The organism is Actinomadura sp. KC06, from assembly GCF_004348735.1.
Lineage (GTDB): Bacteria > Actinomycetota > Actinomycetes > Streptosporangiales > Streptosporangiaceae > Spirillospora.
The window spans coordinates 1-25,848 of record NZ_SMKT01000127.1 but is presented as its reverse complement, the minus strand read 5'-3'; the positions used below and the strand labels follow the sequence as shown (position 1 = coordinate 25,848).

20 protein-coding genes and 1 riboswitch are annotated in these 25,848 nt (G+C 69.2%); of the genes, 9 read left to right on the top strand and 11 right to left on the bottom strand.

Annotation, left to right across the window (positions count from 1 at the left end):
• Window positions 1–2,615: transglycosylase domain-containing protein (locus tag E1287_RS31185; RefSeq protein WP_131968852.1), on the bottom strand; the 2,615-nt coding region annotated here is incomplete at its 3' end.
• A 263-nt stretch (window positions 2,616–2,878) separates the two neighbouring features.
• The gene (locus E1287_RS31180; protein WP_131968851.1) at window positions 2,879–4,039 is read right to left on the bottom strand and encodes an FKBP-type peptidyl-prolyl cis-trans isomerase; all 1,161 of its coding nucleotides are present in this window, start codon (window positions 4,037–4,039) and stop codon (window positions 2,879–2,881) included.
• Between the two features lie 395 nt (window positions 4,040–4,434).
• Here E1287_RS31180 and E1287_RS31175 point away from each other — a divergent pair, with 395 nt between their 5' ends.
• Complete coding sequence (locus E1287_RS31175; RefSeq protein ID WP_131968850.1) at window positions 4,435–5,256, top strand: exodeoxyribonuclease III; 822 nt, start codon at window positions 4,435–4,437, stop codon at window positions 5,254–5,256.
• On the opposite strand, the gene E1287_RS31170 is transcribed toward E1287_RS31175, so the two are convergent.
• The 7 genes from E1287_RS31170 to E1287_RS31140 form a co-directional block, all read right to left on the bottom strand.
• Entirely contained in the window at window positions 5,253–5,849 is a 597-nt protein-coding gene (locus tag E1287_RS31170; RefSeq protein WP_131968849.1) for a class I SAM-dependent methyltransferase, read from the bottom strand. The two genes, E1287_RS31175 and E1287_RS31170, sit on opposite strands and share 4 nt — an antisense overlap.
• A 60-nt stretch (window positions 5,850–5,909) precedes the next feature.
• Window positions 5,910–6,671: a class I SAM-dependent methyltransferase gene (locus E1287_RS31165; protein WP_165969270.1), complete on the bottom strand. Its 762-nt coding sequence runs from the start codon at window positions 6,669–6,671 to the stop codon at window positions 5,910–5,912.
• Between the two features lie 26 nt (window positions 6,672–6,697).
• Window positions 6,698–7,744, bottom strand: a complete 1,047-nt coding sequence (locus tag E1287_RS31160) for a hypothetical protein (protein WP_131968847.1) — start codon at window positions 7,742–7,744, stop codon at window positions 6,698–6,700.
• A gap of 120 nt (window positions 7,745–7,864) precedes the next feature.
• Window positions 7,865–8,344 (bottom strand): SAM-dependent methyltransferase, encoded by a 480-nt coding sequence (locus E1287_RS31155; RefSeq protein ID WP_165969269.1) that lies wholly within the window; start codon window positions 8,342–8,344, stop codon window positions 7,865–7,867.
• Window positions 8,341–8,859 carry an ATP-binding protein gene (locus E1287_RS31150; protein WP_165969268.1) on the bottom strand — a complete coding sequence of 173 codons (519 nt, stop codon included), beginning with the start codon at window positions 8,857–8,859 and terminating at the stop codon, window positions 8,341–8,343. The genes E1287_RS31155 and E1287_RS31150 overlap by 4 nt, the downstream gene beginning before the upstream one ends.
• A 252-nt stretch (window positions 8,860–9,111) precedes the next feature.
• Window positions 9,112–10,155 (bottom strand): restriction endonuclease subunit S, encoded by a 1,044-nt coding sequence (locus tag E1287_RS31145; protein WP_131968845.1) that lies wholly within the window; start codon window positions 10,153–10,155, stop codon window positions 9,112–9,114.
• Window positions 10,148–11,593: a class I SAM-dependent DNA methyltransferase gene (locus E1287_RS31140; RefSeq protein ID WP_131968844.1), complete on the bottom strand. Its 1,446-nt coding sequence runs from the start codon at window positions 11,591–11,593 to the stop codon at window positions 10,148–10,150. Before E1287_RS31140 ends, E1287_RS31145 begins: the two co-directional genes overlap by 8 nt.
• 87 nt (window positions 11,594–11,680) lie before the next feature.
• On the opposite strand from E1287_RS31140, the gene E1287_RS31135 reads away from it, so the two are divergent.
• The 8 genes from E1287_RS31135 to E1287_RS31110 all read left to right on the top strand — a co-directional run bounded on the left by E1287_RS31135 (window position 11,681) and on the right by E1287_RS31110 (window position 21,997).
• A complete protein-coding gene (locus tag E1287_RS31135) occupies window positions 11,681–12,847 on the top strand; it encodes a glycosyltransferase (RefSeq protein WP_243719557.1) in 1,167 nt (388 codons plus the stop codon).
• Between the two features lie 136 nt (window positions 12,848–12,983).
• Window positions 12,984–14,252, top strand: coding sequence for a lipase family protein (locus E1287_RS31130; protein ID WP_131968843.1), 1,269 nt, complete (start codon window positions 12,984–12,986; stop codon window positions 14,250–14,252).
• A gap of 58 nt (window positions 14,253–14,310) precedes the next feature.
• Window positions 14,311–14,697 carry a DUF6221 family protein gene (locus E1287_RS44060; RefSeq protein WP_165969267.1) on the top strand — a complete coding sequence of 129 codons (387 nt, stop codon included), beginning with the start codon at window positions 14,311–14,313 and terminating at the stop codon, window positions 14,695–14,697.
• An 81-nt stretch (window positions 14,698–14,778) separates the two neighbouring features.
• A riboswitch (S-adenosyl-L-homocysteine riboswitch) is annotated at window positions 14,779–14,857 on the top strand.
• A gap of 20 nt (window positions 14,858–14,877) precedes the next feature.
• The gene (metH, locus tag E1287_RS31120; RefSeq protein WP_131968842.1) at window positions 14,878–18,495 is read left to right on the top strand and encodes a methionine synthase; all 3,618 of its coding nucleotides are present in this window, start codon (window positions 14,878–14,880) and stop codon (window positions 18,493–18,495) included.
• A gap of 16 nt (window positions 18,496–18,511) precedes the next feature.
• Window positions 18,512–18,640, top strand: coding sequence for a hypothetical protein (locus E1287_RS46435; RefSeq protein ID WP_279507609.1), 129 nt, complete (start codon window positions 18,512–18,514; stop codon window positions 18,638–18,640).
• Window positions 18,641–19,180: 540 nt separating this feature from the next.
• A complete protein-coding gene (locus E1287_RS44055) occupies window positions 19,181–19,342 on the top strand; it encodes a hypothetical protein (protein WP_165969266.1) in 162 nt (53 codons plus the stop codon).
• A gap of 426 nt (window positions 19,343–19,768) precedes the next feature.
• On the top strand, window positions 19,769–20,938 hold the full coding sequence (locus tag E1287_RS45015) for a Scr1 family TA system antitoxin-like transcriptional regulator (protein WP_243719556.1): 1,170 nt from the start codon (window positions 19,769–19,771) through the stop codon (window positions 20,936–20,938).
• Between the two features lie 87 nt (window positions 20,939–21,025).
• Complete coding sequence (locus E1287_RS31110) at window positions 21,026–21,997, top strand: suppressor of fused domain protein (protein WP_131968840.1); 972 nt, start codon at window positions 21,026–21,028, stop codon at window positions 21,995–21,997.
• On the opposite strand, the gene E1287_RS31105 is transcribed toward E1287_RS31110, so the two are convergent.
• The gene (locus E1287_RS31105; protein WP_165969265.1) at window positions 21,958–23,274 is read right to left on the bottom strand and encodes a hypothetical protein; all 1,317 of its coding nucleotides are present in this window, start codon (window positions 23,272–23,274) and stop codon (window positions 21,958–21,960) included. The two genes, E1287_RS31110 and E1287_RS31105, sit on opposite strands and share 40 nt — an antisense overlap.
• Entirely contained in the window at window positions 23,274–25,736 is a 2,463-nt protein-coding gene (locus tag E1287_RS31100) for an AAA family ATPase (RefSeq protein ID WP_131968838.1), read from the bottom strand. Before E1287_RS31100 ends, E1287_RS31105 begins: the two co-directional genes overlap by 1 nt.
• Window positions 25,737–25,848: the final 112 nt, after the last annotated feature.

Here is a 25,848-nt window from a genome sequence, read left to right as displayed (position 1 = left end):
ATGGTCGGCAGGTCGGTGGGCGGAGCCGGGAAGTCCGGCTCGTCGGTGGGCGGCGGGGGCTCGGACGGGCCGCCCGTGTCCGGCGGCTGCGTCCCGCCGGGGTTGAGACCGTCCGGCGGGCCGGTCCAGCCGCCGCCCGGACGGCTCGACGGCGACCCGAACGACTCCGGCTCATAGCTCTTGATGTTCACGGCGTCGCTCATGTACGTCCGCCAGATCTGCGCGGGCAGCTGCCCGCCGAACGCGCCGTACCCCGGGATGTTCAGCGGTTTGCCGTCGCTGCGGAACATCGCCACGGACGTCGCCATCTGCGGGATGAAGCCGTTGAACCAGATCGCGCGGCCCTCGTCGGTCGTGCCGGTCTTGCCGGCGACGTCGCGGCCGTCGGGCAGCTGCGCGCCCGTCCCGGTGCCGCCGCGGACGACCTGCTGCATCGCGTACGTGGCGTCCCGCGCGTTCTGCTGGCTGAGCGCCCGCTCGCCCTTCTCGGTGAACGTGCGCTTGTGGTCCTCGTTGTCGGTGACGGACTTCACCACGAACGGCTCCCGGTGCACGCCCTCGGCCGCGAACGTCGCGTACACGCCCGCCTGCTGGACGGGATGCAGCGACACGATGCCGAGCGGGAGCGTCGCGGCGGCCCGCTGCTCCGGCTTCATCTGCGACGCGGGGATGCCCATCTTCTCGGCCATCTCGACGATCTTCTTGTTGCCGATGTCCCTGCCGAGGTTCACGTACGCGGTGTTGACGGAGCGCTGGGTGGCGGTGACGAGGTTCACCGTCCCGAAGCTCTGGTTGCCGTTGTTCTTGACGGGGTCGCCGGCGAAGTACTGCGGGGAGCTTCCGTCGTAGGTGGAGTTGAGGGACTTCCCGTCCTCCAGCGCGGCGGCCAGCGCGATCGGCTTGAACCCGGACCCGGCCTGCGCCCAGTCGCCGAAGGAGCTGCTCAGCGCCTCCTCCAAGTAGCCGCGGCCGCCGTAGAACGCGAGGACCTGCCCGGTGGCCGGGTCGACCGACACGGCGCCCGTCCGGATCTTCTTGTTCATCCCCTCGGGGGTGTTCTGGTTCACCGACCGCCGCAGCGCGTCCATCAGCCGCTTGTCGAACGTCGTGGTGATCTTCAACCCGCTGCGGTTGATCTCGTCCTCGCTGTAGCCGCGGCGCTCGATGAGCTCCTTCTTGGCCACGTTGACCATGTAGCCGCGCTGGCCCTTGAGGACGTCGGTGATGTGCGCCTTCTGCGGCACCGGGAACTTCATCGACATCGCCTCGGCGGGATTGAGCGCCCCGTCCCGCACCATGTTGTCGAGGACGGACCGCCAGCGCTGCTCGGCGTGGACGCGCTGCGCCCCGGACGGGTCGGCGAAGTTGCTGGGTTGCTGGATCGCGGCGGCCAGGTACGCGCCCTCGGCGGGGGTCAGCTCCGAGACGTCCTTGCCGTAGTAGGCCTTGGCGGCGGCCTGCACCCCGTACGCGTCGCGGCCGAAGTAGATGGTGTTGAGATACTGCTCCAGGATCCAGTCCTTGGACTTCTCCCGGCCGACCTTCAGCGACACCATCACCTCCTTGAGCTTGCGGGTGACGGAGACCTCCTTGCCGATGCCGCCGTAGTAGTTCCGGACCATCTGCTGCGTGATCGTCGACCCGCCCTGGAGCTGCCGTCCGCTCACCGTGGACCACAGCGCCCGCGTCGTGCCCGAGACGGACACGCCGGGGTCGTCGTAGAAGCCGCGGTTCTCCGCGGCGATCACCGCGTCGCGGGTGCTCTTCGGGATCCGGTCGAGCTTGACCGCGTCGCGGTTGACGCCGGTCTTCGCGATCTGCGTCTTGCCGTCGGAGTAGTAGAACGTCGGCCCCTGCGCGATCGCCTGCTCCTGCGGCGACGGGACCGGCGTGAACAGGTAGGCGACGCCGAACGCGGCGATGCAGAACCCGATGAGCCCGAGTAGGACGAACAGGACCCGCCGCAGGTAGCGCGACCGGCGGCTCCGGGGTTTGCGCGGCCCCTTGCCGTCGCCGCCGCCTCCCGGCCCCCGCCCGCGCCCGGGCGGTCCTCCCTGCTTGGACGATGCGACGGCGGGCATGGTCTTGGTATCACCGCTCCCGGGCTCTTCGACACCCACCGCCCCGGTCGCGTCCCGCACACCGGCCCCCGCCAGTTCGTCCGCCGCGTCTCCGGCTACACCCCGCGGCCCCGCCGCCGCGTCGACCGCGGTCACGTCGCTGTCGACCGTGGTCATGTCGCCGGCGGTCGCGGTTTCGGCCGCGTCGGGCGCGGTCATGTCGTCAGCGGTCTCGGTCTCGGTCTCGGACTGGGCCGCGTCGGTCGCGGTCTTATCGGTGTCGTCGGTGTTATCGGCGGCTGGAGATTCCGTCCCGTCCGCGGGCGGGACGGCCTCGCCGTCGCTCTTGTCGCCGTTCTGAGATATGTCGTCCTCGCGGGCGAATTCCGTGTCTTGGGCGGATTCTCCGGTGTGCACGGTCAGCGTGGCGGTCGTCGGACCGTCCCCGCCGGCCGGCGGCGCCACCTGCTGCGTCGAGTACGCGGCGTCGTGCAGGTCCGCCTCGCCCGGCCCGGTGCGCTCCTCGCGCTCCGGACCCTTTCTGCCGTCGCTCACAAGCCCCCCGTGAATAATGCGTTACCGACGATACCTGAGGGGATCGATGGGATGGGCCGCCCAATGCACAGTCCCGTGTTCCCAATAGGAGGACGGGTAATGCGCCTCCCCGGTTGTCGTGGGCGGATGCCGCACCGTGAACTTTCTGGAAACGCCGAGGGGCGGGACCCGGCCTGGTCCCGCCCCTCGCTCACAACCTGTTCTCTGTGGGGGCCGCCCCCCGGTTCGCTTCGATCAAGTGAGGCGGCCGTGCCGCGCCCGCGTCACTTCTGGATCTTGGCGATGATGTCCACGACGAACACCAGGGTGTCGTCGCCCTTGATGTTCGGCGGGCTGCCCTTCTTGCCGTAGCCCTCGGCCGGCGGCAGGATCAGCAGCAGGCGGCTGCCGATCTTCGCGCCGGTGAGGCCCTTGTCGAAGCCCGGGACGGTGCCGCCGGTGCCGATCGGGAACTTGGCGGGCGAGCCGCCCTGGCCCCAGCTGGAGTCGAACTCCTTGCCGGTGTCCCAGATCTTGCCCTGGTAGTTGACGACCGCCTCGTCGCCCTTGGCGAGCGCCGGGCCTGTGCCCTCGACGAGGGTCTTCACCTCGAGCTTCTTCGGCGCGTCCTCGCCCTTGGGGATCGTGACCTTGGGCGCCTTGCCGGCCCCCTGGTCCTCGACCTTCGGCAGCTTCTTGTCGTTGAGCTCCTTCTTCGTCCCCTGCGGGGCGGGATTCTTGGGGACGACGGCCTGCACGTCCACGACGAAGACGACCCAGTCGCTGCCGCTGAGCCCGAGCTGCGCGCCGTCCTTGCCGAAGCCCTCGGACGGCGGGATCTGCAGGACGACCCGGCTGCCGGCCGTCTGGCCGACCATGCCCTGGTCGAAGCCCTTGATGCCGCTCTTGCCGACGACGAGCGGGCGCGTCGGCTGGCCCTGCGCCTCCTGCTTGTAGGACGACCCGAGCTGCTTGCTCGTGCTCTTCTTGGAGCTGTCCTCTTCGTCCTTGTCCTTGGACCACTGGTAGAAGGTGTACTGGACGTACAGCGCGTCACCGTTGGCGATCTTGGGACCGGTGCCCCGGATCGGGACGGTCGCCTTGCGCTTGCCCTCCGGCGCGAGATCGGTGGGGATCTTGACCTTCGGCTCGGCCGCGAACTTCCCGGTCACCTCGATCTCGGGCCCGGGCCGGTTCACCCACCACACGACGCCGCCGGAGATCGCCAGCGCGACCACCACCAGACCCGCGATCATCAGGGTCCGCCGCTTGCGCGCCTGCTTGGCGGTCAGCGCGGACGGCGCGGACGGACGGTTGAGCCCGCTGCCACGCCCGGCGCTGATGCCGTGCGGGGTGAATTCCGGGCTCCGGATGTTCTTGGCGTTCGGGATCTTCGCCTTCGCCTTGATCGCCGGCTTGCCCCCGGGCTTGTCATCCTCGGACATGATTCCTCACTCGCTCCGGGTTCGACGACATCACGGAAGTGACCACCCTTCCAGGGTCGGTCTAAGCACAGCGTGAAAACCGCGCAAAATAGGCCGACCCGCAATCTACCGGTCACGGGAGCCTCGGTAAGGCCCCCGGCGACCGGGACGGGCCAACCCGCAATCTATCGGTCACGCGGCCTCGCGTGGCGCCGAGCGACCGGGACGGGCCGACCCGCAATGTACCGGTCATGCGGCCTGGAAGGGCGCCGCGTGACAGGGACGGGGCCGACTCGCAATCTACCGGTCACCCGGCCCCCGAAGGGCCGTGCGCCTAGGGCGGGGGGACCGCAAGCATACCCCTCCGCCCCTAACGCTCACGCCCGTTCGCCACCGCGGGATGGCAGGCTGGGAGGATGCGCCTCGCGACGTGGAACGTCAACTCCGTCAAGGCCCGCCTGCCCCGCCTCCTCGCCTGGCTGGAGGAGGCCGCGCCGGACGTCGTCTGCCTCCAGGAGACCAAATGCCGCGCCGACCAGTTCCCGGCCGCCGAGGTCGAGGAGCTCGGCTACGCCACGGCGGCGCACGGCGACGGCCGGTGGAACGGCGTGGCCGTCCTCTCCAAGGTCGGCATCGAGGACGTCTCCAACAGCTTCCCCGGCGAACCGGTGTACGAGGGCGACACCGGCGACCCGCAGACCAAGCTGACCGAGCCCGTCCTGCTGACGCCGGAGGCCCGCGCGATCGGCGCCACGTGCGGCGGCGTCCGGGTCTGGTCCCTGTACGCGCCGAACGGCCGGACGCCCGACTCCGCCCACTACGTCTACAAGCTCGCGTGGTTCGCGGCGCTCCGCGAGGCGCTGGCCGCCGAACTGGCCGCCGGGACGCCGCTGGTCGCGTGCGGCGACTACAACGTGGCCCCCACGGACGAGGACGTCTGGGACCCGGCCGTGTTCATCGGCTCCACGCACGTCACCCCGCCCGAACGCCAGGTGCTCGCCGAGCTCCGGGCCCTGGGCCTCCACGACGTGGTCCCGACCCCCATGAAAGGCCCTCATCCCTATACGTATTGGGATTACCGGGCTGGAATGTTCCACAAGAACATGGGGATGCGGATCGACCTTTTCTATGCCAGCGAGGGCGTCGCCGGGCGTGTCCGCTCCGCCTACGTCGACCGGGAGGCGCGGAAGGGGAAGGGGCCGTCCGACCATGCTCCCGTCGTCGTGGATCTCGACTAGCCGCCGGAGCGGGCTAGGAGGCGGCGTTTGCCGCTGCCCGGGACGTCGTCCTGCTGGAGGACGGTAAAGCCGCGGGGGAGGAGTGAGGCGGGCTCTCCGGCGGCCAGGCACCATTCGGCCGGCAAGCCGGGCCGGTCGCGCCGCGCGTCCTCGGTGAACGCCTCCCAGACCAGCGCGCCGCCGTCCAGGACGGCCCGGGCCGCGCGGTCGAACACGGCGCGGTCCCAGAAACCGGTGCACAGCACGAGCGCGTAGCCAGGGCCCTGCGGCCGCCATGCGCCGAGGTCCGCCTGGACGAGCGTGATCAGCGAGCCGAGCCCGCGGCGCGACGCCTCGGCGCCGAGCCGTCCGAGCGCGATCTCGGAGACGTCGACGGCCGTGACGGCCCGGCCGGCCTCGGCGGCGTGCAGGGCGCTGCCGGACGGCCCGGACGCCAGATCCAGGACCCCGCCGTCCGGCAGATCGAGCGACAGCGCCCGCTCCGCCAGCGGATGGACGGCCGTCAGCGGCGGAGCGTCCCCGTGTTTGGCGTATTTGGCGTTCCACCGGAGCCTGTCCGGATGCCCGGCCAGGTCCGGTGGCACATCGTCCATGCGGCCGACTCTACGCCCGGCCCCCCGCCGCCCGCCGCCCCGCCGTCTGGCGGCCAGCGGCTAGCGGAGTTCCGCGATGAGGAGGATGAACATCGCCGTCGGGAAGCCCCTGCGCCACCACGGGTCGTCGCGCATCTGCTCTTCCGACGGGTGCGGTTCGCGCAGGTCGGCGATGACGAATCCGGAGTCTCGGAGCGTTCCAGCATAGAACTCCAGTGGCCTGAGCCACGATGTCACCATCGAGGGTGATTCGAGCCCGTCCACCAGGAAGCGCTGGTCGATGCCGCGGGACGCGAAGTACTGCGCCGCCGGGATGCTGGCCGTGGCCCCCCGCTCGGAGTGCTCCACATAGAAGCAGGGGTGCAGGGTCAGCAGGATCAGCCGCCCGCCGCTCTTCAGGACCCGGGCGATCTCGCGGAGCGCGTCGGTCGGGTCCGGCAGGTGGCTGAACAGGTGGTTGCAGACGACCAGGTCGAACGTCCCGTCCTCGAAGGGCAGGTCGTCGACGCTGGCGTAGGTGAACCTGGCCGCCCCCTCCGGCGACGGGTGCGAGGCCGCCGCGTCGACCAGGCTCTGGCAGGCGTCGATGCCGTCGACGTCCGCGCCGCCGGCGGCCAGCGTGCGGGAGAGGTACCCCTCGCCGCAGCCCGCGTCCAGGACGCGCAGCCCCCCGGCGGGGCCGATGGCGTCGAGGACGGCGGCGTCGGTCAACTCCGTCCGGTACCGGTCGCGGCGCTCCCTGATGACCTTGACCCAGTACTCCGCGTTGGCCTCCCATCGTTCCTGCGTCAGATTCGCGATGGCCTGCGCCGTGTCCTCCACCGGCTCCCCATTCTCCAGAAGCTGGTTCAGACGATGCCCTTGAGCTGCCGAACCAGCGCGTTGCACGTCTGCCTGATCCTTCGGTCCCGGCAATCGACCCCGCGCAGTTCCAATGCCTGGATCAGCTCGACGATCTTGCCCCCGAACGCCGGGTCGCGTTTCAGCGCGAGCGGGATGTACGTCGACACCAGGTAGTAGAAGTAGGCGTCGTTGTACACCGCGATCTCGCGTAACACCTCGGTGGCCGTATTGCGCAGCGACAGGGAGCTCGGCAGGGTGAAATCACTGCTCAGACGGCTGTCCCGGGCGTAGGTCGGGAATGCCCATTCCTCCAGCGCCGTGTACAACGGCGTCGTCTCCAGCTCCCTGCGGTACCGCTCCGCGAGTTCGACGTCGTCGGAGTTGATCAGGATTCCCATGACGACGCCGCGCGTCATGAACGCGCTCTGCCGGGCCGGGACGTTGGAGCCGAGATCGGCCTCGATCGCGTCGGTCACCTTGCTGACCTGGTGCGCGATGACGTTGACCGCCAGGATGGAATGGAAGGAGTACGTCTTGCGATGCAGGCGGGGGGCCAGATCGACCGAGGAGTCCCGGAGGATCTGCGGGTCGTGCAGGATTCCCCGTCCCGGCGCGTCGGAATAGATGAGCTCGAGGGCGCGGTCCGGCTCGTTCCCCCAGAATCGGGCGATGAAGGACGACGTCTTCTGCGTCGGCTCGCCGCGGACGATGCACAGCGCCGCCTCGAGCGCGTTCAGCAGATGCTGCTGCGGGACGGGCGAGTTCTCCAGCGCGGACAGGTCGACGGAGAGCCCCACGTCGTGCAGGTCGCCGATGAGGATGTCGCGTCTTTTGTGGACGGCGTGTGACATCGAGTATTCGGCGATTCCCGGGATGGACGACATCAGGCTCTGCAGGGACCGTCCGCTCACCCGGTCGAGCCATTCGACGTTGTCCCACAGGCGGAACACAGTGCTCTCGTCGAGCCCGGAGAAGGCCGCGACGTCGGACATGTTGAGGCCCATGTCCTTGGTGATCTCGGAGAGTGACTTCGGCTCGCCGTCCGCGGTCATCGCTCGCCCTAGATGTGGCACTTGTTGGTGCTTCGATCGTACCGAAGCGCCGGACATGGCGCGCGAGGTGACGGCGGTTGTGTTCGTTCTGTCATCGACGACGGAGAGCATGGCGGGCGGTCACTCCGTCCGCGCGGTACCGCCGTGCCTGGCGGTGTCGTCGAGGTCAGCGGTTTTGACTGGGTCGGCGGTGTGGTCTGGGTTGGCGGTGTCGATGGCGTTGACGGTGTTGCCGAGGTTGGCGGGCGCGGGGAGCCCGCAACCAAGGTCCGGGAACCGCCGCAGCCCGGTGTGCTGGGCGCGCGGCGCGGCGGCGTGGTCCAGGAAGCCCCTGTTCGCCTGGACGAGCCGGCCCGCGTTCGAGCACCTGCGCAGCGCCCCTTCGGCGGGTTCCCGGCCGGCGGCGTAGGTGCCCTCGCCGCCGAGGTCGGTGCCGTACGGACGGATGCCGTACGGATGGGTGCCGTTCGGACGGGAGTCGTCCGGACGGGCGACGCCGGGGGCCGACGCGTTGAGCAGCGGCCCGCGGGCGTCCGCCTCGTCCTCCCGCGGACCGGGCGCTGACCGTTCGGTCAGGCTCGGCGCCGGCCCCAGCGTCACGGCAGTCGCCACCCTTCCCGGACGCCCACTCCGAACCAGAACGTCGCCCCGTTCTTGCTCCGGTGGGTGCCGAAATCGGTGGCGAGCGCCTTCATGAGAAGGAGTCCCCGCCCGTGCACCGGCAGGGGCTCCTTGGGCGCACGCGGCTGGCCGGGCGCGGCGCCGCCGTCGGTCACCTCGACGCGGACGTACCGGTCGAGATGCATGACGGACAGCGTGATCGTCCCGTCCGGGCGCGGCCTCGCGTGCAGCACCGAATTGGTCATGGCCTCGCTGGTGAGCAGTTCCAGGTCGCCGAGCTCGGACCGGTCGGCGCCGAAATGCTGCCCGACGAGTTCCCTGACGTAGGACCTCGCGAGCCGCACGGCGGCCGGGGTGGCGGCGAGGTCGATCTCGCCGATGAGCCGCCCGCAGGACTTGCCGTTGTTCCAGGCGGACGGGATTCCGAGTTCCAGCGAAGGTGCGGGCGCCGGGACGAGCACAGGCGTCCCTGACCACGCGTCAGATGCGTTCATGGCGGCGTTGGCTTCACGTCTCCGTGTCGGGCTGTATGCGAACATGTGTTCTTCGGCCTGTGGAAGAAGTGGACGTGGAAGTGAAACAACACACACTCTGACGTACCGCACACGGGCCGGTCACCGGCTCTTGCGCGCATGCAAGGGCCTTGCCGCACGCTGCGAATACTCACCATCCGTCCCGGTTCCGGCACGCGGCGGCGGACGGGCGTCGGCAGGCCGGGCGACCGCCGGCCGCTGATCACGATTTCATTAAGGAATGAGCCGGGGCAGAAGCGTGTCGCGCAGGCATGCCAGCGTCCTGTTCTCGGCCGCGGCGGCTTCCACTCGCCTGGCCAGGGGTTTGACGAACTCGTTGAATCCGCGCGCGTGGGCGTCCGGCCAGGGGACTTCATGGGCGGCGAGGTCCGGCCATTTCGCGCGCGGCATTCTCGTGCCGTCGCCGACCGCGGACGCGTGCGCCACGACGTCGTCGCTCGACAGCGCCGCGAGGAGCCAGCCCCGGTGGACGTCCTGCTTCGGACGGACGATGAGAATGTCGGTCGAGGCGATGCCGCCGACGAACGCGAGACCGGCCTTGTGGAAATAGGGGCGGAGCTTTCCGAAGAGCACATCGCCGGGCGCGAATCGTCGCTTCGCACTGATCACGTTGGACGAATCCGTCCACGACGTTAGCCACATGTGGCGTTTCGGCATGTGTTCGAGGGCGATGTAGTTCGCGTCCCGGGGTATCCGTTCGGGCGGGATGTTCGCCCGGACCAGCGAGCCGAGGCGCTCTATCCGGATCGTCGCCGTCGCCGCGGCGGCCAGTTCCTCGTACCGGGCGCGGACGAGTTCGTCCGCCGTCGCCGCGATGCGGCCGTTCGCGGCGATCTTGTCGTCGAGGGCGGTGAGGACGGACGCCGCCGAATCCTGCTCCGCGCGGGTCATCCGGGCGACGGCGAGCCGACTCAGAATGCCCTGCGTCAGCAGCGGCTGGCCGGAGCCGATCCGGTACCGGTTCAGGTCGAGCCTTTTGAGCAGGTAGTAGACGTAGCGCGGGTTCACGCCGTCCTTCGCCGTGGCGATGATGGCGTTGTCGGTGACCCAGCAGCGGTCCCGGCTGTAATGGACGGCGCCGCAGTACGACCCGACCCGTCCGACAATGGTGGCGTGGGCTTCGGCGTTGAAACGGTCGGACGCGCCGATGACGCCATTGGCGCCGTAGGTCTCGTAGGCCGTGCCCTGGCCGGTGGCGTGTGACTTTCCATTCGAGAACGTGACGAGCTCGCCCAGTCTCACGTGCCCGTCACTCATCCAGGCGTCCGTCCACGAGACCGTCCAGGCGGCCCAGTTCGGAGCGGACGACTTGGTCGAGCCGTGCCGACTCCTCGAACTGCGCGAACAACTCCTTGGTGAGGCGCTCGACCCTGTCGGTAAGGGGCTCGTCGCCCGCGGTCGCCTTGGCCGTCCCGACATAGCGTCCCGGAGTGAGGACGTGGTCATGAGAGCGGATCTCGTCCAGCCCGGCGGCGTAGCAGAACCCCGGTACGTCTGAGTACGAGCCGTCCCGCCAGGAACGGTACGTACCGGCGATCCTGGCGATGTCGGCGCTGGTGAAGACGCGCTCGGTGCGGTCGATCATCGTGCCCATGCCGCGTGCGTCGATGAACAGAACCTGGTTTCGCGTGGCCTTTCCCTTGTCGAGGAACCAGAGGCACGCCGGAATGGGCGTGCTCCGGAAAAGCTGGCCCGGCAACGCGACGATGCACGACACAAGATCGTCCTCCACCATCGCGGCGCGAATGCCGCGCTCGGCCGTCTGCCTGGACGACATCGACCCGTTCGCCATCACCACGCCCGCATTGCCCGCAGGGCCGAGTTTGGCGACGATGTGCTGTATCCAGGCGAAATTGGCGTTCGTCGCGGGCGGAACTCCGAAGCGCCAGCGCGGGTCGCCGGGGTCCCGGTACCAGTCCGACATGTTGAACGGCGGATTGGCGAGCACATGATCGGCCTGGAGTTCCGGATGCGCGTCCTCGTAAAAGGTGTCGGCCCACCGCGCGGAAAGGTCTCCGGAGATCCCGTGGACGGCCAGGTTCATCTTCGCCAGCCGCCACGTCCGCTCGTTGGCCTCCTGCCCGTGGACGGCGATGTCGTCCAGCCGTCCCCGATGGCTGAGGACGAACTTCTCCGCCTGCACGAACATGCCGCCCGAACCGCAGCAGGGGTCGTACACGCGCCCTTTGAACGGCTCCAGGATCTCGACCAGAACCTTCACCACACTCGACGGCGTATAAAACTCCCCGCCGCGCTTCCCCTCGGCCCGCGCGAACTTCTCCAGAAAGTATTCGTAGACCTCACCGAGCACATCCCGCGCGGATTTCCCACCCTGCCCCCCACTGAATCGCACATCGCCGATCAGTCCGACCAGTTCGCCGAGGCGGCGCTGGTCGACCTCATCCCGTCCGAAAAGCTTCGGAAGGACCCCGGCCAGCGGGGGATTGGCGCGCATGACAGCGTCCATGGCCGCGTCGATCGCGCTGCCGATCGTCCTCGAATGGGCCTGCGCGGCGATGTCCGTCCACCGCGCCCCGCGCGGCACCCGGAAGGCGCCCTCGCCCGACGAGTCGGACACATACTTGAGGAACACGAGCCCCAGCACGAAATCCCGGTAATGCGCCGCGTCCACGGAACCCCGCAGCTTGTCGGCGGCCTTCCAGAGAACCTCCTTGAGGTCCGGGTCAGTGCTCATGGGCCGATTCTCCCGCGCTGAGCGCGTCCGCCACGCCACGTCGCGCATGTTGGACGCGCGCCGCGATCCGGTGCGAGGCTGCCGGACGTGGTGGTCCTGGGCGTTCTGGCACTGGCCGCGCTGGTGGGATGGCTGTACCTGGCCCTCGGCCACGGCGGTTTCTGGAAGACGGGCCCGCTCCCGCCGCCCGGCACGGACCCGCCCGAATGGCCGGACGTGGTGGCCGTCGTCCCGGCCCGCGACGAGGCGGCCGTGCTCCCGGAAACTCTGCCGACCCTGCTGGAACAGCACTACCAGGGCGATTTCACCGTGGTTCTGGTCGATGACGGTAGCAGCGACGGCACTGCCGAGACCGCGGAACGCCTCGCGGGCGATCGGACGAATTTCCGCGTCGTGCGCGCGAAGGACCGTCCCGAGGGCTGGGCGGGCAAGGTCTGGGCGATGTCGGAAGGCGTCCGGGCGGCGGGCGAACCCGAATTCCTTCTGTTCACCGACGCCGACATCGCCTACGCGCCCGGAACAGTGACGAAACTCGTCCGCACCGCCATGTCCGAAGAGCGCACTCTCGTTTCGCGGATGGCGACGCTCAGCACCCGCACGGGCTGGGAACGCGCGCTCGTCCCCGCCTTCGTGTATTTCTTCGCACAGCTCTACCCGTTCCGCCGCGTCACCCGAGACGGAACGCGCACCGCCGCCGCGGCAGGCGGTTGCATGCTCGTCCGCCGCGCCGCCCTCGCGCGGGCGGGCGGGCTCGCGGCCATCAAGAACGCGCTGATCGACGACGTGGCGCTCGGACGCCTCATCAAGCGCGCCGGCGGACGATGCCGCCTCGACCTGGGCCGCGACGTCGTCAGCCGCCGCCCCTATCCCCGCCTGTCCGACCTGTGGACGATGGTCGCCCGCAGCGCGTACCACCAGCTCCGCTACTCGCCGGTCCTGCTGGCGGGCACCGTCCTGACCCTGCTCCTGATGTACGCGGTCCCGCCCGCCGCGACCCTGGCGGGCCTGATCGGCCTGGCCCTCGGCACGCCCACCGCCGCGCTCGCCACCACGCTCACCACCGCGACCGGCCTCCTCGCCTGGACGATCATGGCGGCCACCTACACCCCCATGCTCCGCTTCTACGGCCTGTCACCCCTGCGCGCCCCGGCCCTGCCCCTCGTGGCCCTCATGTACGCGGCCATGACCATCGACTCGGCCCGCAGGCACCGCACCGGCAAAGGCGGCGCCTGGAAAGGCCGGACGGCCCCGTGAAGGCTCCTGTTTGTCAGAAGCAGATAAAACAGCCGCCGGCGTTGTGTTCCGGCCTTCATTGGATTCAAAGTCCAATTGTCGTACGGTCGGATCGCCGTCACTCGGACGGTATGGGGGACGACGAAGGGTCACGGACATGCCCGTCACACCGTCCATCACAGTCCGCCGTGTTCTGCGCGCGGTGCTGGCGCTCTGCGTCGCCATCGTCATGGTGGCGACGGCACTCCAGGCCACCGCCACCGCCACCGCCGGCCCGCGGGCGACCGCGCCTCCCGCTGACGATCCCTTCTACAAGCCGCCCACCCCCCTCCCGGACGGCAAGCCAGGCGATGTCATCAGGTCACGGCCGTCCGTCTTCACCCTCGACCCGATCGGCAAGACGCCGTATCCCGGCGTCAAGTCGTGGCAGGTCCTCTACAGGTCGGAGACGGTCCAGGGCGAACCCGTCGCCGTTTCGGGCACCGTCCTCGTCCCGGAGAAGGCGTGGACGGGCGGCGGCGAGCGTCCCCTCGTCTCCTACGCCGTCGGGACGCGGGGCCTCGGCGACGCGTGCGCCCCGTCCCGCACCCTCGCCCAGGGCCTGGACTACGAGGAGCTGTTCATCGCCGACGCGCTCAGACGCGGCTGGGCCGTCGCGGTCACCGACATGGAGGGCCTGGGCACGCCCGGACAGCACACCTACGAGGTCGGCGGCTCGCAGGGCAAGGCCGTCCTGAACATGGCGCGGGCGGCGCAGCGGCTGCTGGACGCGGGCCTCGGCGGCGGCGGCCCGGTCGCGCTCTGGGGCTACTCGCAGGGCGGGACGTCCGCGGGCTGGGCGGCGCAGCTCGCGCGGTCCTACGCGCCGGAACTCCGGCTCAAAGGCGTCTTCGCGGGCGGCGTCCCGGCGGACCTGCGCGCCGTCGCCGCGAGCCTGGACGGGTCCCCGTTCGTCGCGCTGATGTTCATGGCGGCGGTCGGCTACGACACCGCCTACCCCGAGCTCGACCTGGACAAGTACCTCAACGACCGGGGCCGCGAACTGCTGGCGAAGGCGCAGGACATGTGCCTGGCCAGCTTCGACGGAGCCTCCACGCTGATCACGACCGCGTTCAGGAAGATCAGCGACTACACGACCACCAACCCGCTGGACACCCCGCAGTGGCAGCGGCGCCTGGACGAGAACAAGCTCGGCGCGACGGCCCCGGACGTCCCGGTGCTCCAGACGCAGGCCGTCTTCGACGAGATCATCCCGTTCAAGCAGGCCCACACCCTGCACAAGGCATGGTGCGCGAAGGGCGCGAACGTGACGTGGCGGTCTTACACGGTCGCCGAGCACGTCACCGGCATGATCTGGAGCGAGCCGGAAGCGATGAGGTTCCTCGCCGACAGGTTCGCGGGCAAGTCCGCTGACGGCGATTGCTGATTCCAATCTCCGGAACCGGCATGGGGCCATCCGGCTCAGCAGCGGGCAGGATGGCCCCATGGACTTAGTGGAGTTCCTCCGCGACCGCCTGGCCAGGGACGAGCAGATCGCCCAGGCGTGCGCGGGCGCCCCCTGGAAGGCCGCGCCGTCCGGGACGGTCAACACCGCCACCGCCGAGGACGAAGGCGGGCCCGCCTTCGTGGCGACGGCGGAGAACGAGGCGTACGCCGAGCACATCGCCCGCCACGACCCGTCCCGGACGCTGCGCCAGGTGGCCGCCGCACGCCAGATCATCGACGTCTACGAGAAGGAGAGCTGGATCCTCGCCCAGGGCCACCGGACCCCGGAGGCCGAGGCCGCCCACGCCGCCCGCGAGTCCGTGCTGCGCCTGCTCGCCCTCCCATACGCCGCGCATCCCGCCTACCAGGAGGAATGGCGTCCCTGACGCGGCGTCCGGCCCCCGGCGCGAATGATCGATATGGGACGCGCCTGACACAACGGACCGAGGGCCTGTAACCTCGATGGGGGAGCCGAGAGGCGCTGCAACGGGCACTGCCCGCCACGCTCGGCCCCGTCTTCCGGATCGACAAGGGCGCCTCCCACGAGAACTGGGAGGTGCTTGGAAATGACCGAGAACAAACTTCGCGAGCTTCTGGACCAGCGGATCGCCGTCCTCGACGGCGCGTGGGGCACGATGCTCCAGGGCGCGGGCCTCGGGCCGGACGACTACCGCGGCGACCTCATCGGCGGCGACCATCCGAAGGACGTCACCGGCGACCCCGACCTGCTGAACCTGACCCGCCCGGACGTGATCCTGGACGTCCACCGGCAGTACCTCGACGCCGGCGCCGACATCACCACGACGAACACGTTCACCGCGACGAGCATCGCCCAGGCCGACTACGGCCTGGAGGGCCTCGTCCGCGACATGAACGTCCAGGGCGCGCGCCTGGCCCGCCAGGCCGCCGACGAGGCGGGCGGACGCCTCGTCGCCGGGTCCGTCGGCCCGCTGAACGTCACCCTCTCCCTCTCGCCCCGCGTCGACGACCCGGCCTACCGCAAGGTCACGTTCGACCAGGTCAAGGACACCTACGCCGAGCAGATCGGCGGGCTCGCCGAGGGCGGCGTCGACATCCTCCTCATCGAGACGATCTTCGACACGCTGAACGCGAAGGCCGCGATCGCCGCCGCCCGCGAGGTCGCCCCGCACCTGCCGCTGTGGATCTCGGTGACGATCGTCGACCTGAGCGGGCGGACGTTGTCCGGCCAGACCGTCGAGGCGTTCTGGCGCTCCGTCGAGCATGCCGAGCCCACCGTCGTCGGGCTGAACTGCTCGCTGGGCGCCGACGAGATGCGCCCGAACCTGGAGGATCTGGCCAGGGTCGCCGGTACCTACGTCGCGTCCTATCCGAACGCGGGCCTGCCGAACGCGTTCGGCGGCTATGACGAGACCCCGGACGAGACGAGCCGCAAGCTCGCGGAGTTCGCGGCGTCCGGCCTGGTCAACGCGGTCGGCGGCTGCTGCGGGACGGGCCCGGACCACATCGCCCGCATCGCCGAGGCCGTCCGGGAGAAGGCGCCCCGCGAGCCGGTGCGGCCCGGCCGCGCGCCCCGCTTCAGCGGCCTAGAGCCGTTCGAGATCGGCGCGGACACCGGCTTCGTCATGATCGGCGAGCGCACCAACGTGACCGGCTCCAAGCGGTTCCGCAAGCTGATCGAGGCGGGCGACCACCAGGCCGCGGTGGACGTGGCGCTCGAACAGGTCCGCGGCGGCGCGAACCTCCTCGACGTCAACATGGACGCCGACCTGCTCGACAGCGAGCGGGAGATGACGACGTTCCTGAACCTGATCGCGACCGAGCCCGAGGTGGCCCGCATCCCGATCATGGTGGACAGCTCGCGGTGGAGCGTGCTGGAGGCCGGGCTGAAGACCGTCCAGGGCAAGGGCGTCGTCAACTCGATCAGCCTGAAGGAGGGCGAGGGCCCGTTCCTGGAGCAGGCCCGCCGCATCCGCGACTTCGGCGCCGGGGTCGTCGTCATGGCGTTCGACGAGCAGGGCCAGGCCGACACGACCGAGCGCAAGGTCGAGATCTGCGGGCGCGCCTACGACCTCCTCACCCAGCAGGCAGGTTTCCCCGCCGAGGACATCATCTTCGACCCGAACGTCCTCGCCGTCGCGACCGGCATCTCCGAGCACAACGGCTACGCGAAGGCGTTCATCGACGCGCTGCCCCTCATCAAGGAGCGCTGCCCCGGCGTCCGCACCAGCGGCGGCATCTCCAACCTGTCGTTCTCCTTCCGCGGCAACGACGTCGTCCGCGAGGCGATGCACTCGGCGTTCCTGCTCCACGCCGTCCGCGCCGGGCTCGACATGGGCATCGTCAACGCCGGGCAGCTCGCCGTCTACGAGGACATCCCCGCCGACCTGCTCGAACTGGTCGAGGACGTGCTGTTCGACCGGCGTCCCGACGCGACCGACCGGCTCGTCTCGTTCGCCGAGAACGTCAAGGGCAAGGGCACCAAGCGCGAGATCGACCTGTCCTGGCGGGACGCGCCCGTCGCCGACCGCCTCTCGCACGCCCTCGTCCACGGCATCATCGACTTCATCGAGGACGACACCGAGGAGGCCCGCGCGCAGGCCGCCCGCCCCCTCGACGTCATCGAGGGCCCGCTGATGGACGGCATGAAGATCGTCGGCGACCTGTTCGGCTCCGGCAAGATGTTCCTCCCGCAGGTGGTCAAGAGCGCCCGCGTGATGAAGCGGTCGGTCGCCTACCTGGAACCGTTCATGGAGGCGGAGAAGGAGGAGGCCCGCCTCGCCGGGCGGATCACCTCCGACCGCGGCCAGGGCAAGATCGTCCTCGCGACCGTCAAGGGCGACGTGCACGACATCGGCAAGAACATCGTCGGCGTCGTCCTCGGCTGCAACAACTACGACGTGGTCGACCTCGGCGTCATGGTCCCCGCCGCCAAGATCCTCGACACGGCCGTCGCGGAGAACGCCGACGCCGTCGGCCTGTCCGGCCTGATCACCCCGTCGCTGGACGAGATGGTGTCCGTCGCGTCCGAGATGGAGCGCCGCGGCCTGCGCCTGCCGCTGCTGATCGGCGGGGCGACGACGTCCCGGCAGCACACCGCCGTGAAGATCGCGCCCGCCTACGACGCGACGACGGTCCACGTCCTGGACGCGTCCCGCGTCGTCGGCGTCGTCTCCGACCTCCTCGACGAGGGCCGCGCCGAGACGCTCGACGCCGCCAACCGCGCCGAGCAGGCCAGGCTCCGCGAGCTGCACGAGAACAAGCAGCGCACCCCGCTCCTCACCATCGAGAAGGCGCGCGCGAACCCCGAGCGGGTCGACTTCACCGACCTGCCGACCCCCGACTTCACGGGCGTCCGGGTCGTCCAGCCCGACCTGGCGGCGCTCCGCGAGATGATCGACTGGCAGTTCTTCTTCCTCGCGTGGGAGCTGAAGGGCAAGTACCCGGCGATCCTCGACCAGCCCGTCGCCCGCGAGCTGTTCGACGAGGGCAACGAGCTGCTCGACCAGATCGTCGCCGACAGGTCGTTCGAGGCCCACGGCGCCTACGGGTTCTGGCCCGCGCACTCCGACGGCGACGACATCGTCCTGCCGCAGGCCCGCTTCCCGATGCTCCGCCAGCAGACCGCCAAGCCGGCGGGCCGCCCCAACCGCTGCCTCGCCGACTACATCGCCCCGTCCGGCGACCACCCCTTCACCGACCATCTGGGCGGCTTCGCCGTGACGATCCTCGGCGCCGAAGACCTCGCCGCCAAGTACGAGGAAGAGAACGACGACTACAAGGCCATCATGGTGAAGGCCCTGGCCGACCGGCTCGCCGAGGCGTTCGCCGAGTACATCCACCTGGAGGCCCGCCGCGCCTGGTTCGAGCCCGGCGCCGACCCGGCCCTGGAAGACCTCCACGCCGAGCGCTTCCGCGGCATCCGCCCCGCCCTCGGCTACCCGGCGAGCCCCGACCACAGCCTGAAGGAGACCCTGTTCGACCTGCTGGACGCCAACCGCCTCGGCATGAAGCTCACCGAGTCGTTCGCGATGACCCCGGCCGCCAGCGTCAGCGGCCTGATCTTCGCGCACCCGTCGTCCCGCTACTTCACCGTCGGACGCGTCGGCAAGGACCAGATCGAGGACTACGCCGCCCGCTCCGGCCTCTCCGTCCCCGAAACCGAGCGCTGGCTGGCCCCCAACCTCGCCTACGACCCGTCCTGACCGACGGCTTCCCCGAGTGCCTTCGACCACGTCCGCGGCCCGCGCCTCGGTCGACCCGTCCGCGCTCGGCCCGCACATCCGCGTCCGGGGCCATGGCGTCCTTGCCTTCGCCGCCTGCGGCCGCGAGCAGCACGTGGCGGGGTGACGGCGTCAGGCCTCTAAGTTGAGGGGCCTCCCGCGGCAACGGGAGACCCCTCTGCCAATCGGTCCCGCCCGAGCCATCAGACGGACGCATCGATTGGGTCATGTGGCACAGACGTGAGTCGTTCAATGTGCCGAAGCGCATCTCAAGGTAAGTCAGTGGAGCCGCCGTCCGGCAAGCCCTGCGACGGCCGGGTGACCTTCCGTCCGGGCAAGCTATCGCAAGAAGGCTCGCTGACCTGTGCGATTACGGGGCCATCCGGGTTCCGTAGTTGTTCCGAGTTCGCTTCGCCTGTGCCTGTTCGTGCGGCTGCACGAGCATCTTCGAACAATGCATCGGGCGGAAGACCTCCCGCCGCCGAGGTTCGTGCGCCACGATGATACGGACGAGACTCGGGCCGGGCCTTTCGCGGCGGCAACTGCGAGAGGCAAGTCCTCGGCCCTGTGTTCGTTCACACCGCCCGAGCCACAACGGAGCCTGAAAGGCAGCGCAACGATGCGCCCATTCCCCCTGCGTATTCCCTGGGACAACACCTGTCGGTCAGTGATCGCAGTCCTGCTCGTCGCCGTGATCATCCTTCTTGTGCTGCGAGTTTTCGACCCGTATCGGGTCTTCGTTGCCGTCTATTGCGCGTCGGTCGCCGTTGACCTGGTCGTCCTGCGGGGACGCCGCCGTCCGTCCGCCACGCCGCCGGCGGGGCAGTGAAGCGCCGGGCTCGCCCCCGGAGCCGTTTCTGATACGGGGGTTCAGGTGCCGAGACCAGAGAATTCCTTGGACCCGAAAAGCGGTCCCATCCCGGCGTTCGCAATGGAGTTGCGCCGGCTCCGTGCCGATGCCGGCACGCCGACCTACCGGGCAATGGCAAACCGCTGCCATTACGGGCACACAACGCTGTCCGAGGCCGCCGCGGGACGCCGGTTTCCGAACTGGGAGGTCACCCAGGCGTACGTCACCGCCTGTAACGGCGACCTGGACGAGTGGAGGAGCCGATGGTGCGACACGGCCGACCAACTCGCGGATAGGGGCGCTGATGAGGACGGCGGGAGGTCACCGTCCCGCGGTTCCACGCGCACCTCAGGCGCCGGTGCTGTCCCGGTGGATCCGGGGCGGGCAGGGACGTTGCCCGAGCTGATGAGCATGCTCGACGAACTGCGCCGCCAGGCGGGGCTGAGCCTGCGCCAGCTCGTGAAACGCTCGTGGGACGAAGCGGACCGGGGGGCCGGAACGGTTCTGCCGAATTTCTACGGCTCCGAGTACCTGAAGGGGACGCGGTCGCCCCGCGCGGAGGATGTCCTGCGCATAGTGGAACTGTGCGGTGGCACCGTGGCCGATCTCCGGCGCTGGGCCATCGTCTGCGACCGGCTCCTTCCGGCATCCGATGACCGCGAGGCGACGCCCACCGCGGACGGCTCTGGTCATCCGGCCAACCCGTATCCACCTGGTGGGCCGAGAGAGCTGCGCCTGATGCTCGGCACACGACTGCGTTCGCTGCGTGAGGCCCGGGGGATCTCCACTGAGAAGGCGGGCTACGAGATCCGCGCTTCGCACTCGAAGATCAGCCGGATGGAACTCGGCCGGGTCAGCTTCAAGGAACGTGACGTCTCCGATCTGCTCACCCTGTACGGGATCAGTGACCCCGACGAACGGGCTTCGCTTCTGGAACTGGCCAGACGAGCCAAGGTTCCCAACTGGTGGCAGCGGTACGGCGACGTGCTGCCGGGCTGGTTCGAGGTGTATCTCGGCATGGAGGAGGCGGCCTCTCTGCTGCGGACCTATGAGGTGCAGCTCGTCCCTGGGCTGTTGCAGACCGAGGATTACGCGCGCGCGGTGACCCGGTGCGGTTATCCACGTCCCTCCGAAGAGGAGGTCGAGCAGCGCCTTCAGGTCCGCGCGATCCGGCAGCGGCGGATCGCCTCGGGGAGGCGTTCGGCCGGAGCGGAATGGCCGAGGGTATGGGCCGTCCTGGATGAGGTCATCTTCTACCGCCCTATCGGTAGCCGGGCGGTGATGCGAGGCCAGATCGAGCACTTGATCGAAGTGTCCGGGCAGCCCGGGTTCAGCCTGCAGGTCCTGCCGCGCGACGCGGGTCTGTACCCGACGGCAGGTTCGTTCACGATCCTGCGGTTCGCCGACCAGAGCCTGCCGGACGTGGTGTATCTGGAGCAGCTGGCGGGCGCGACGTTCCTGGACAGGCCGGCCGACGTCGAGCTCTACAAGTGCGCGATGGACAACGTCGGAGCCGCCGCGTCGCGGCCCGACGGCACCGCGGAGGTCTTGACCCGCATCCTGCGCGACCTCTGAGGGACACGCCGCGTTGCGGCTTTGGGGCGAACCTTGATCGCGTTCGGGGCGTCGGTATGGGGCAAGGTCATCAATGAGGGGACTCCGATGCTGAACGTCCACGGGTGGAACGCGATCGACGGCGTGCTGAAGGCGCGCTACGGGGACGCCCAGCGCCTCGAATGGGACGCGCCGATGCCCTACCGTCCGATGGGCAGCCCCATCCCCATGGGACAGTTCGTCACCAACACCATCGCGATCTACCCTCGCGACGAGCCCGTCCCGCACTGGCACCTCATCGGCTACGCGCTGACCGCCCCATACGAGGAGCGCGGCTACGAGTTCACGCTCCGCGTGCCCCGCCTCCCGGACGAGCCGAACCCGCCGAACTGGGCGATGGCCCAGCTGGAGAACCTCGCGTCGTACGTGTCCAAGAGCGGCAACGACTTCAAGCCGGGCCACTACATCGAGTTCCCGAACCCCATCGACCCGGACCGCCCCGAGTCGGCGATCCGCGCGGGCGCCCTCGTCCTGGACCCGGAACTCGGCCGCGCGGACACGTCCCTGGGCGAGGTCGCGTTCCTCCAGTTCATCGGCATCACCACCGATGAGCTCCACGCGGCCCAGTCCTGGAACGTCGAGGGCCTCATCGACGCCCTCGCGCCGCACCTGCCCGTCCTGCTCACCGACCTGGACCGTTCCTCCCTGGCGGACGTCCCGGACGTCGAGTCGACGGTCCGCGAAGGCTCACGGCGCGACGGCTCCGGCACCGGCTTCCTCTTCTTCCACCAGCTGGACGCGGACACGTCCGACGGCGTCACGCTAGAGATAGGCGCCCAGCACATCCCCCAGCTCACCCGCGTCCTGCCGGCCCGCGTTCCGCACGGCAACCCGCTGATCCTCCGCGGCCCGGGCACGCCCGTCGTCCTCCTCCCGGGCCCGGCGTTCGCCCACACCGAGACCGACCAGGCCTTGGAGATCACCCTCCCGGACGCCGTCACCCGCGCGATCGCCGAAGCCGTCCGTCCCGCCCCCGGCACCTACACGGTGGACGCCCTCACCATCAACGTCGTTCCCTGACCGCCCGGCGGCATCATGAGATTGCGCAACGCGCCGAAAAGCGTCTCCCGCGCCGCCTCGGATCGGAGTATTTCCGGGACGTTGACCGCCACATAGGTCACCTGGGCGGCAGGATTTCCGTCTCCTCGGTGGAGCGTGACCGTTCTGGGCGGGACGTTGCGTTCACTCGCGTAGACGATGAAGGCGGCCGGTGTCTCGTTCTCGTCCGAGCCCCCGGCCGCCTGCGCGTACACGAAACTCTGAAACAGGTCGGACGACGCGACGTTCTTATCCGCGTAGAGCTTGTATTTGGCGTCGACGGAGCAGCGGCGGGCGTTCGCCCCATGCCCTTGGACAAGCTGGACGTCCGGCCGGATCTCGGTGTACGACCGGCCTCCCTCGCCCCTGATCGCTCCGGACAGGCTTTCCTGCTCCCGCACGGCGATATTGGATCCGCTGAATGCGTCCCGCAGGAGTCGCGTGACGAAATCCTCGAAGAGGAGGTTCATATCGACCATGAAGGCGTGGGTGGTCTTGGTGCGTCTCGTGTGCCTGTCCGTAAAGGACGACCCTTCCAGCAGCATGCGGGCCCACCGATGCGCGTCGCGGTAATGCTCGTTGGCCCGATGGTAGGTGAGACGCTCCGCCGCCGACCGAACATCGAAACCGCCGACGGCGCACACGCTGGAGAAGTCGGCGGCGAGCCGTCGCGCCGTCGCGCGCACTTCCGGGTCTTTAGCCGTCCGGGCGGCGAGATGGAGCGCCGCCCCGCACATCTGGTTGTCGAGAATGTCGGCGCTTCGCTCGTCGTACCGGCACTCCAGTTTGTCCAGCATCCCGTACTGCCGCGTAACCTGCCGCTCCGCCAGCAGGCGCCCCCGGACGACGGGAAGCGCGTCCTCCCGCCGCAGATAGTCGCGCCGCAGCCCGTGCCGGAGCAGCCGGTCGCACTCCCGCGTCAGCAGCAGGCACACGAGATCGCGCAGGCTCAACCCGGCGGCGAGCCGCCTCAGCAGCGGAAGCTCGCGCAGGGAACGCAGCCCGGCGGCGTAGTCGATCATCTCCAGCACCCCGAGCTCGGGCCCGGCGAGCTTCGGCCGGACGTGAACGGACACGCAGTCGAGATCGACCACCCCGACATGGGATCCCGCCTCGATCTCCAGCGCTCCGTCCCGGAGCCAGCGCAGCGTGATCCGGCCGGCCAGCTCGTCCGACTCCGTGATGGCGATGTCCGCGGGGCTTGGTGTGAGGTCTTTCGCCCGGCACCTCTGGTATTCGGCGACGACGACCGTTCTCACTATTCGCCCGCGTTCGCCTGGAGTTCCGAGGACAAAGCCTCGACGAGCCGTTCATCGCTCAGCCCGGCGACGGTGTGGGCCTGCACGTCCACGATCTCCTGGCCGAGGAACCGGGAAAGCATCGAATAGTCGTCGTAGGCATACTCCTGGAGCAACGGCAGCACCTCGGTACGGATGATGGCCGCCAGCTCGGCCTCGCCGTCGACCGGCTCCCCGCCCGGCATGAAGAACGAGTGCCCGATCTGCCGTTCCCGTCCCAGCTCTTTGACGACGCGGCGGTTGAGTTCCCTCAGCAGGTAGCCGAGATTCACGTCTCCGACCTTCTGCCCGTCGAGGACATCGGTGTCGGGGAGCAGCTCATGGAATGCGAAGCGGCGCCGAAGCGCGGAGTCCAGGAGCCGGATGCTGCGGTCCGCCGTGTTCATCGTCCCGAGGATGTGGACGTTGGACGGAACGGCGAAGCGCCTCCCGGTCGGCAGCGTGACGGACATCCCCCGCTTATCCGGTTCCAGCAGCGTGATCAACTCCCCGAGAATCTTCGGGATGTCGCCGCGGTTGATCTCGTCGATCAGCAGCAAATGGGGCCGTTCCGGGTTCGCCGCGGCCGTCTCGCATACTTGCTTGAAAATCCCGTCCCGCAGGACGAGGCGTAGCCCGCCATCACCGGCCCCGCCGTCCGGTCGGAACCCTTCAATGAAGTCCTCGTAGCCGTACGCGGGATGGAACGTCACCTGGGTCAGATATCCACCGTCGCGCAGGGCGTCCAGCGCGCGCCGGAAGCGGGCGGTGCCATAGTCGGCGTGCGGGTCCAGATCCGTCTCCGGTATCCGAGTCGCCAGCCACCAGAGCGCGAAACGCAGGCTCGTGTAGGTCTTCCCTGTTCCCGGCGGCCCGTATAGGACGACCTGCCCCTTGCGGGCGAGAAGTCCCGCGAGCTGGGAGAACAGCGGATCCGCCGGGACGATCTCGCGCTCGGGCCGCCCGATCGGCGCGGTCTGCCGCAGAGATTTCCACAGTTCCGCCGAAACTTTGGCGACGGTGACCGTCCCCCAGGACTGTTGGGGTTGGGCCAGGGTCTGCCCGTATCCGATGTCCCAATTCACGGAGACGGTGTGCTGGAAGACCGTGCGTTCGTCACGCCATCTGTAACCCTCCCCGGTCACCGTCCCGACCGCGAGAACCTCCTTGGTTCCCTTGTTGGCCACCACCAGATCGCCCGGTTTCAGCTGGTAGAACCGCCACAACTCGTTGGCCTTGGCCGAGATCTTGCTCCTGTTGCCCTTGTACGTGGCGAAATAGGCTTCCTCGAATGCGACGCGGAACTCCTCCTCCGAGCCGAATTCGGTCAGGTCGCCGACGTCTTCCCAGCCGATGCAGATGTATCCGCCCGCGAGGCACTCGTCCCAATACATCGCGTTCTCCCCGGGCGCGACCTTGAGGATCGTCGTGGTCGCCGGACGGGGATCGGCCCACTCGTACAGGAACCTTCCGATCTCGTACGGATGCCATCCGTCGAAGCGCTCGTCGCCGTCCACGATCTGCTTCAGCCGTTCGTGCGCCGCGAACGCGTCAAGGTGCGCGCTCTCCCCGGACAGATGGAAGATGAACGCCCGCACATGATCCCGGCTCGTAATCGGGAGAAGCGCACCGGGGAAATAGCACGAGATCGCCTTGGCCATCAGCGCCGGCCCCGACCGCACCGCGTCAATGACGTCGACGTCGGCCAGCCGCCCCTCGCGGACAAATTCGAACGCGTCGGCAAAGCCCGCCCGTACGTCCTCCCAGGCCGCCTGTTCATCGACGTACACATCGGGGTACCTCCACACACCCTCCTTCTTCCGCCAGAAGATGATGTGCTTTCCGGCGTGTCCGCCTCTCATGCTGCACAGGCCCGGAGTCCCGAATTCCATGCGGTAGCAGAAGGAGTCTTTGGAGACGTCCGTGCCGAGGGCGTACCGCTCCAGCGGCATGGTCGGCCAGTCGGCCAGTGGGAAATCCCGCACGACATGGGCGATCTCAGCGTCCGCCTGGGCGGTCGCAACTCCGGCGCGGTCGAATTCAGAGAGGGCCTTCGACAGCGGCTTCGCCGGCGTGGTGAAGCCGCCGACGCCGGTGAGCGGGACGAGCGAGCACGTCTGGCAGATCTTGGATACCGGACGTCCCACCCCGTTGCGCAGCCCGGCGCCTTCCGCGAACGCCTGGCGTCCGCGCGCGTCGTCCGCCGACGCCGACTCCAGGAGACGTCGCCACAGGTCCCCGTCCGGATCGGCATAGACCTTCCAGCCGTCCTCGTATCCGACCATGTGCCCGCAGGTCCGGCTGTGGTGGAGCGCCGTCCCGTCGCTCGCGGGACAGATCACCTCGCCGGACGACGACGTCAACTCATACGACTGCCCGTCGTAGTGAACGATGCGACGCCCGTCGGGGGTCTCGTTGATGGTGACGCTCAACCCGATGCCCATCCCCCAATAGGTAGTGGATCGCCACCAAGAGAGCTCACCCGTCCCGCCCCTAGCCCTGACCGACTCCGGACACCCACCTGCGGCTGAGTTGCGGCGTGGTGCCGTCAGGTCC

What these genes read in the sequence shown, in the direction of transcription:
- E1287_RS31175 (WP_131968850.1), top strand. Translation starts at nt 4,435, where the DNA reads ATGCGCCTCGCGACGTGGAACGTCAACTCCGTCAAGGCCCGCCTGCCC.
- E1287_RS31130 (WP_131968843.1), top strand. Translation starts at nt 12,984, where the DNA reads ATGCCCGTCACACCGTCCATCACAGTCCGCCGTGTTCTGCGCGCGGTG.
- E1287_RS44060 (WP_165969267.1), top strand. Translation starts at nt 14,311, where the DNA reads ATGGACTTAGTGGAGTTCCTCCGCGACCGCCTGGCCAGGGACGAGCAG.
- E1287_RS31140 (WP_131968844.1), bottom strand. Translation starts at nt 11,593, where the DNA reads ATGAGCACTGACCCGGACCTCAAGGAGGTTCTCTGGAAGGCCGCCGAC.
- E1287_RS31145 (WP_131968845.1), bottom strand. Translation starts at nt 10,155, where the DNA reads ATGAGTGACGGGCACGTGAGACTGGGCGAGCTCGTCACGTTCTCGAAT.
- E1287_RS31170 (WP_131968849.1), bottom strand. Translation starts at nt 5,849, where the DNA reads ATGGACGATGTGCCACCGGACCTGGCCGGGCATCCGGACAGGCTCCGG.
- E1287_RS31150 (WP_165969268.1), bottom strand. Translation starts at nt 8,859, where the DNA reads ATGAACGCATCTGACGCGTGGTCAGGGACGCCTGTGCTCGTCCCGGCG.
- metH (WP_131968842.1), top strand. Translation starts at nt 14,878, where the DNA reads ATGACCGAGAACAAACTTCGCGAGCTTCTGGACCAGCGGATCGCCGTC.
- E1287_RS31160 (WP_131968847.1), bottom strand. Translation starts at nt 7,744, where the DNA reads ATGACCGCGGACGGCGAGCCGAAGTCACTCTCCGAGATCACCAAGGAC.
- E1287_RS31100 (WP_131968838.1), bottom strand. Translation starts at nt 25,736, where the DNA reads ATGGGCATCGGGTTGAGCGTCACCATCAACGAGACCCCCGACGGGCGT.
- E1287_RS45015 (WP_243719556.1), top strand. Translation starts at nt 19,769, where the DNA reads ATGAGCATGCTCGACGAACTGCGCCGCCAGGCGGGGCTGAGCCTGCGC.
- E1287_RS31110 (WP_131968840.1), top strand. Translation starts at nt 21,026, where the DNA reads ATGCTGAACGTCCACGGGTGGAACGCGATCGACGGCGTGCTGAAGGCG.
- E1287_RS31180 (WP_131968851.1), bottom strand. Translation starts at nt 4,039, where the DNA reads ATGTCCGAGGATGACAAGCCCGGGGGCAAGCCGGCGATCAAGGCGAAG.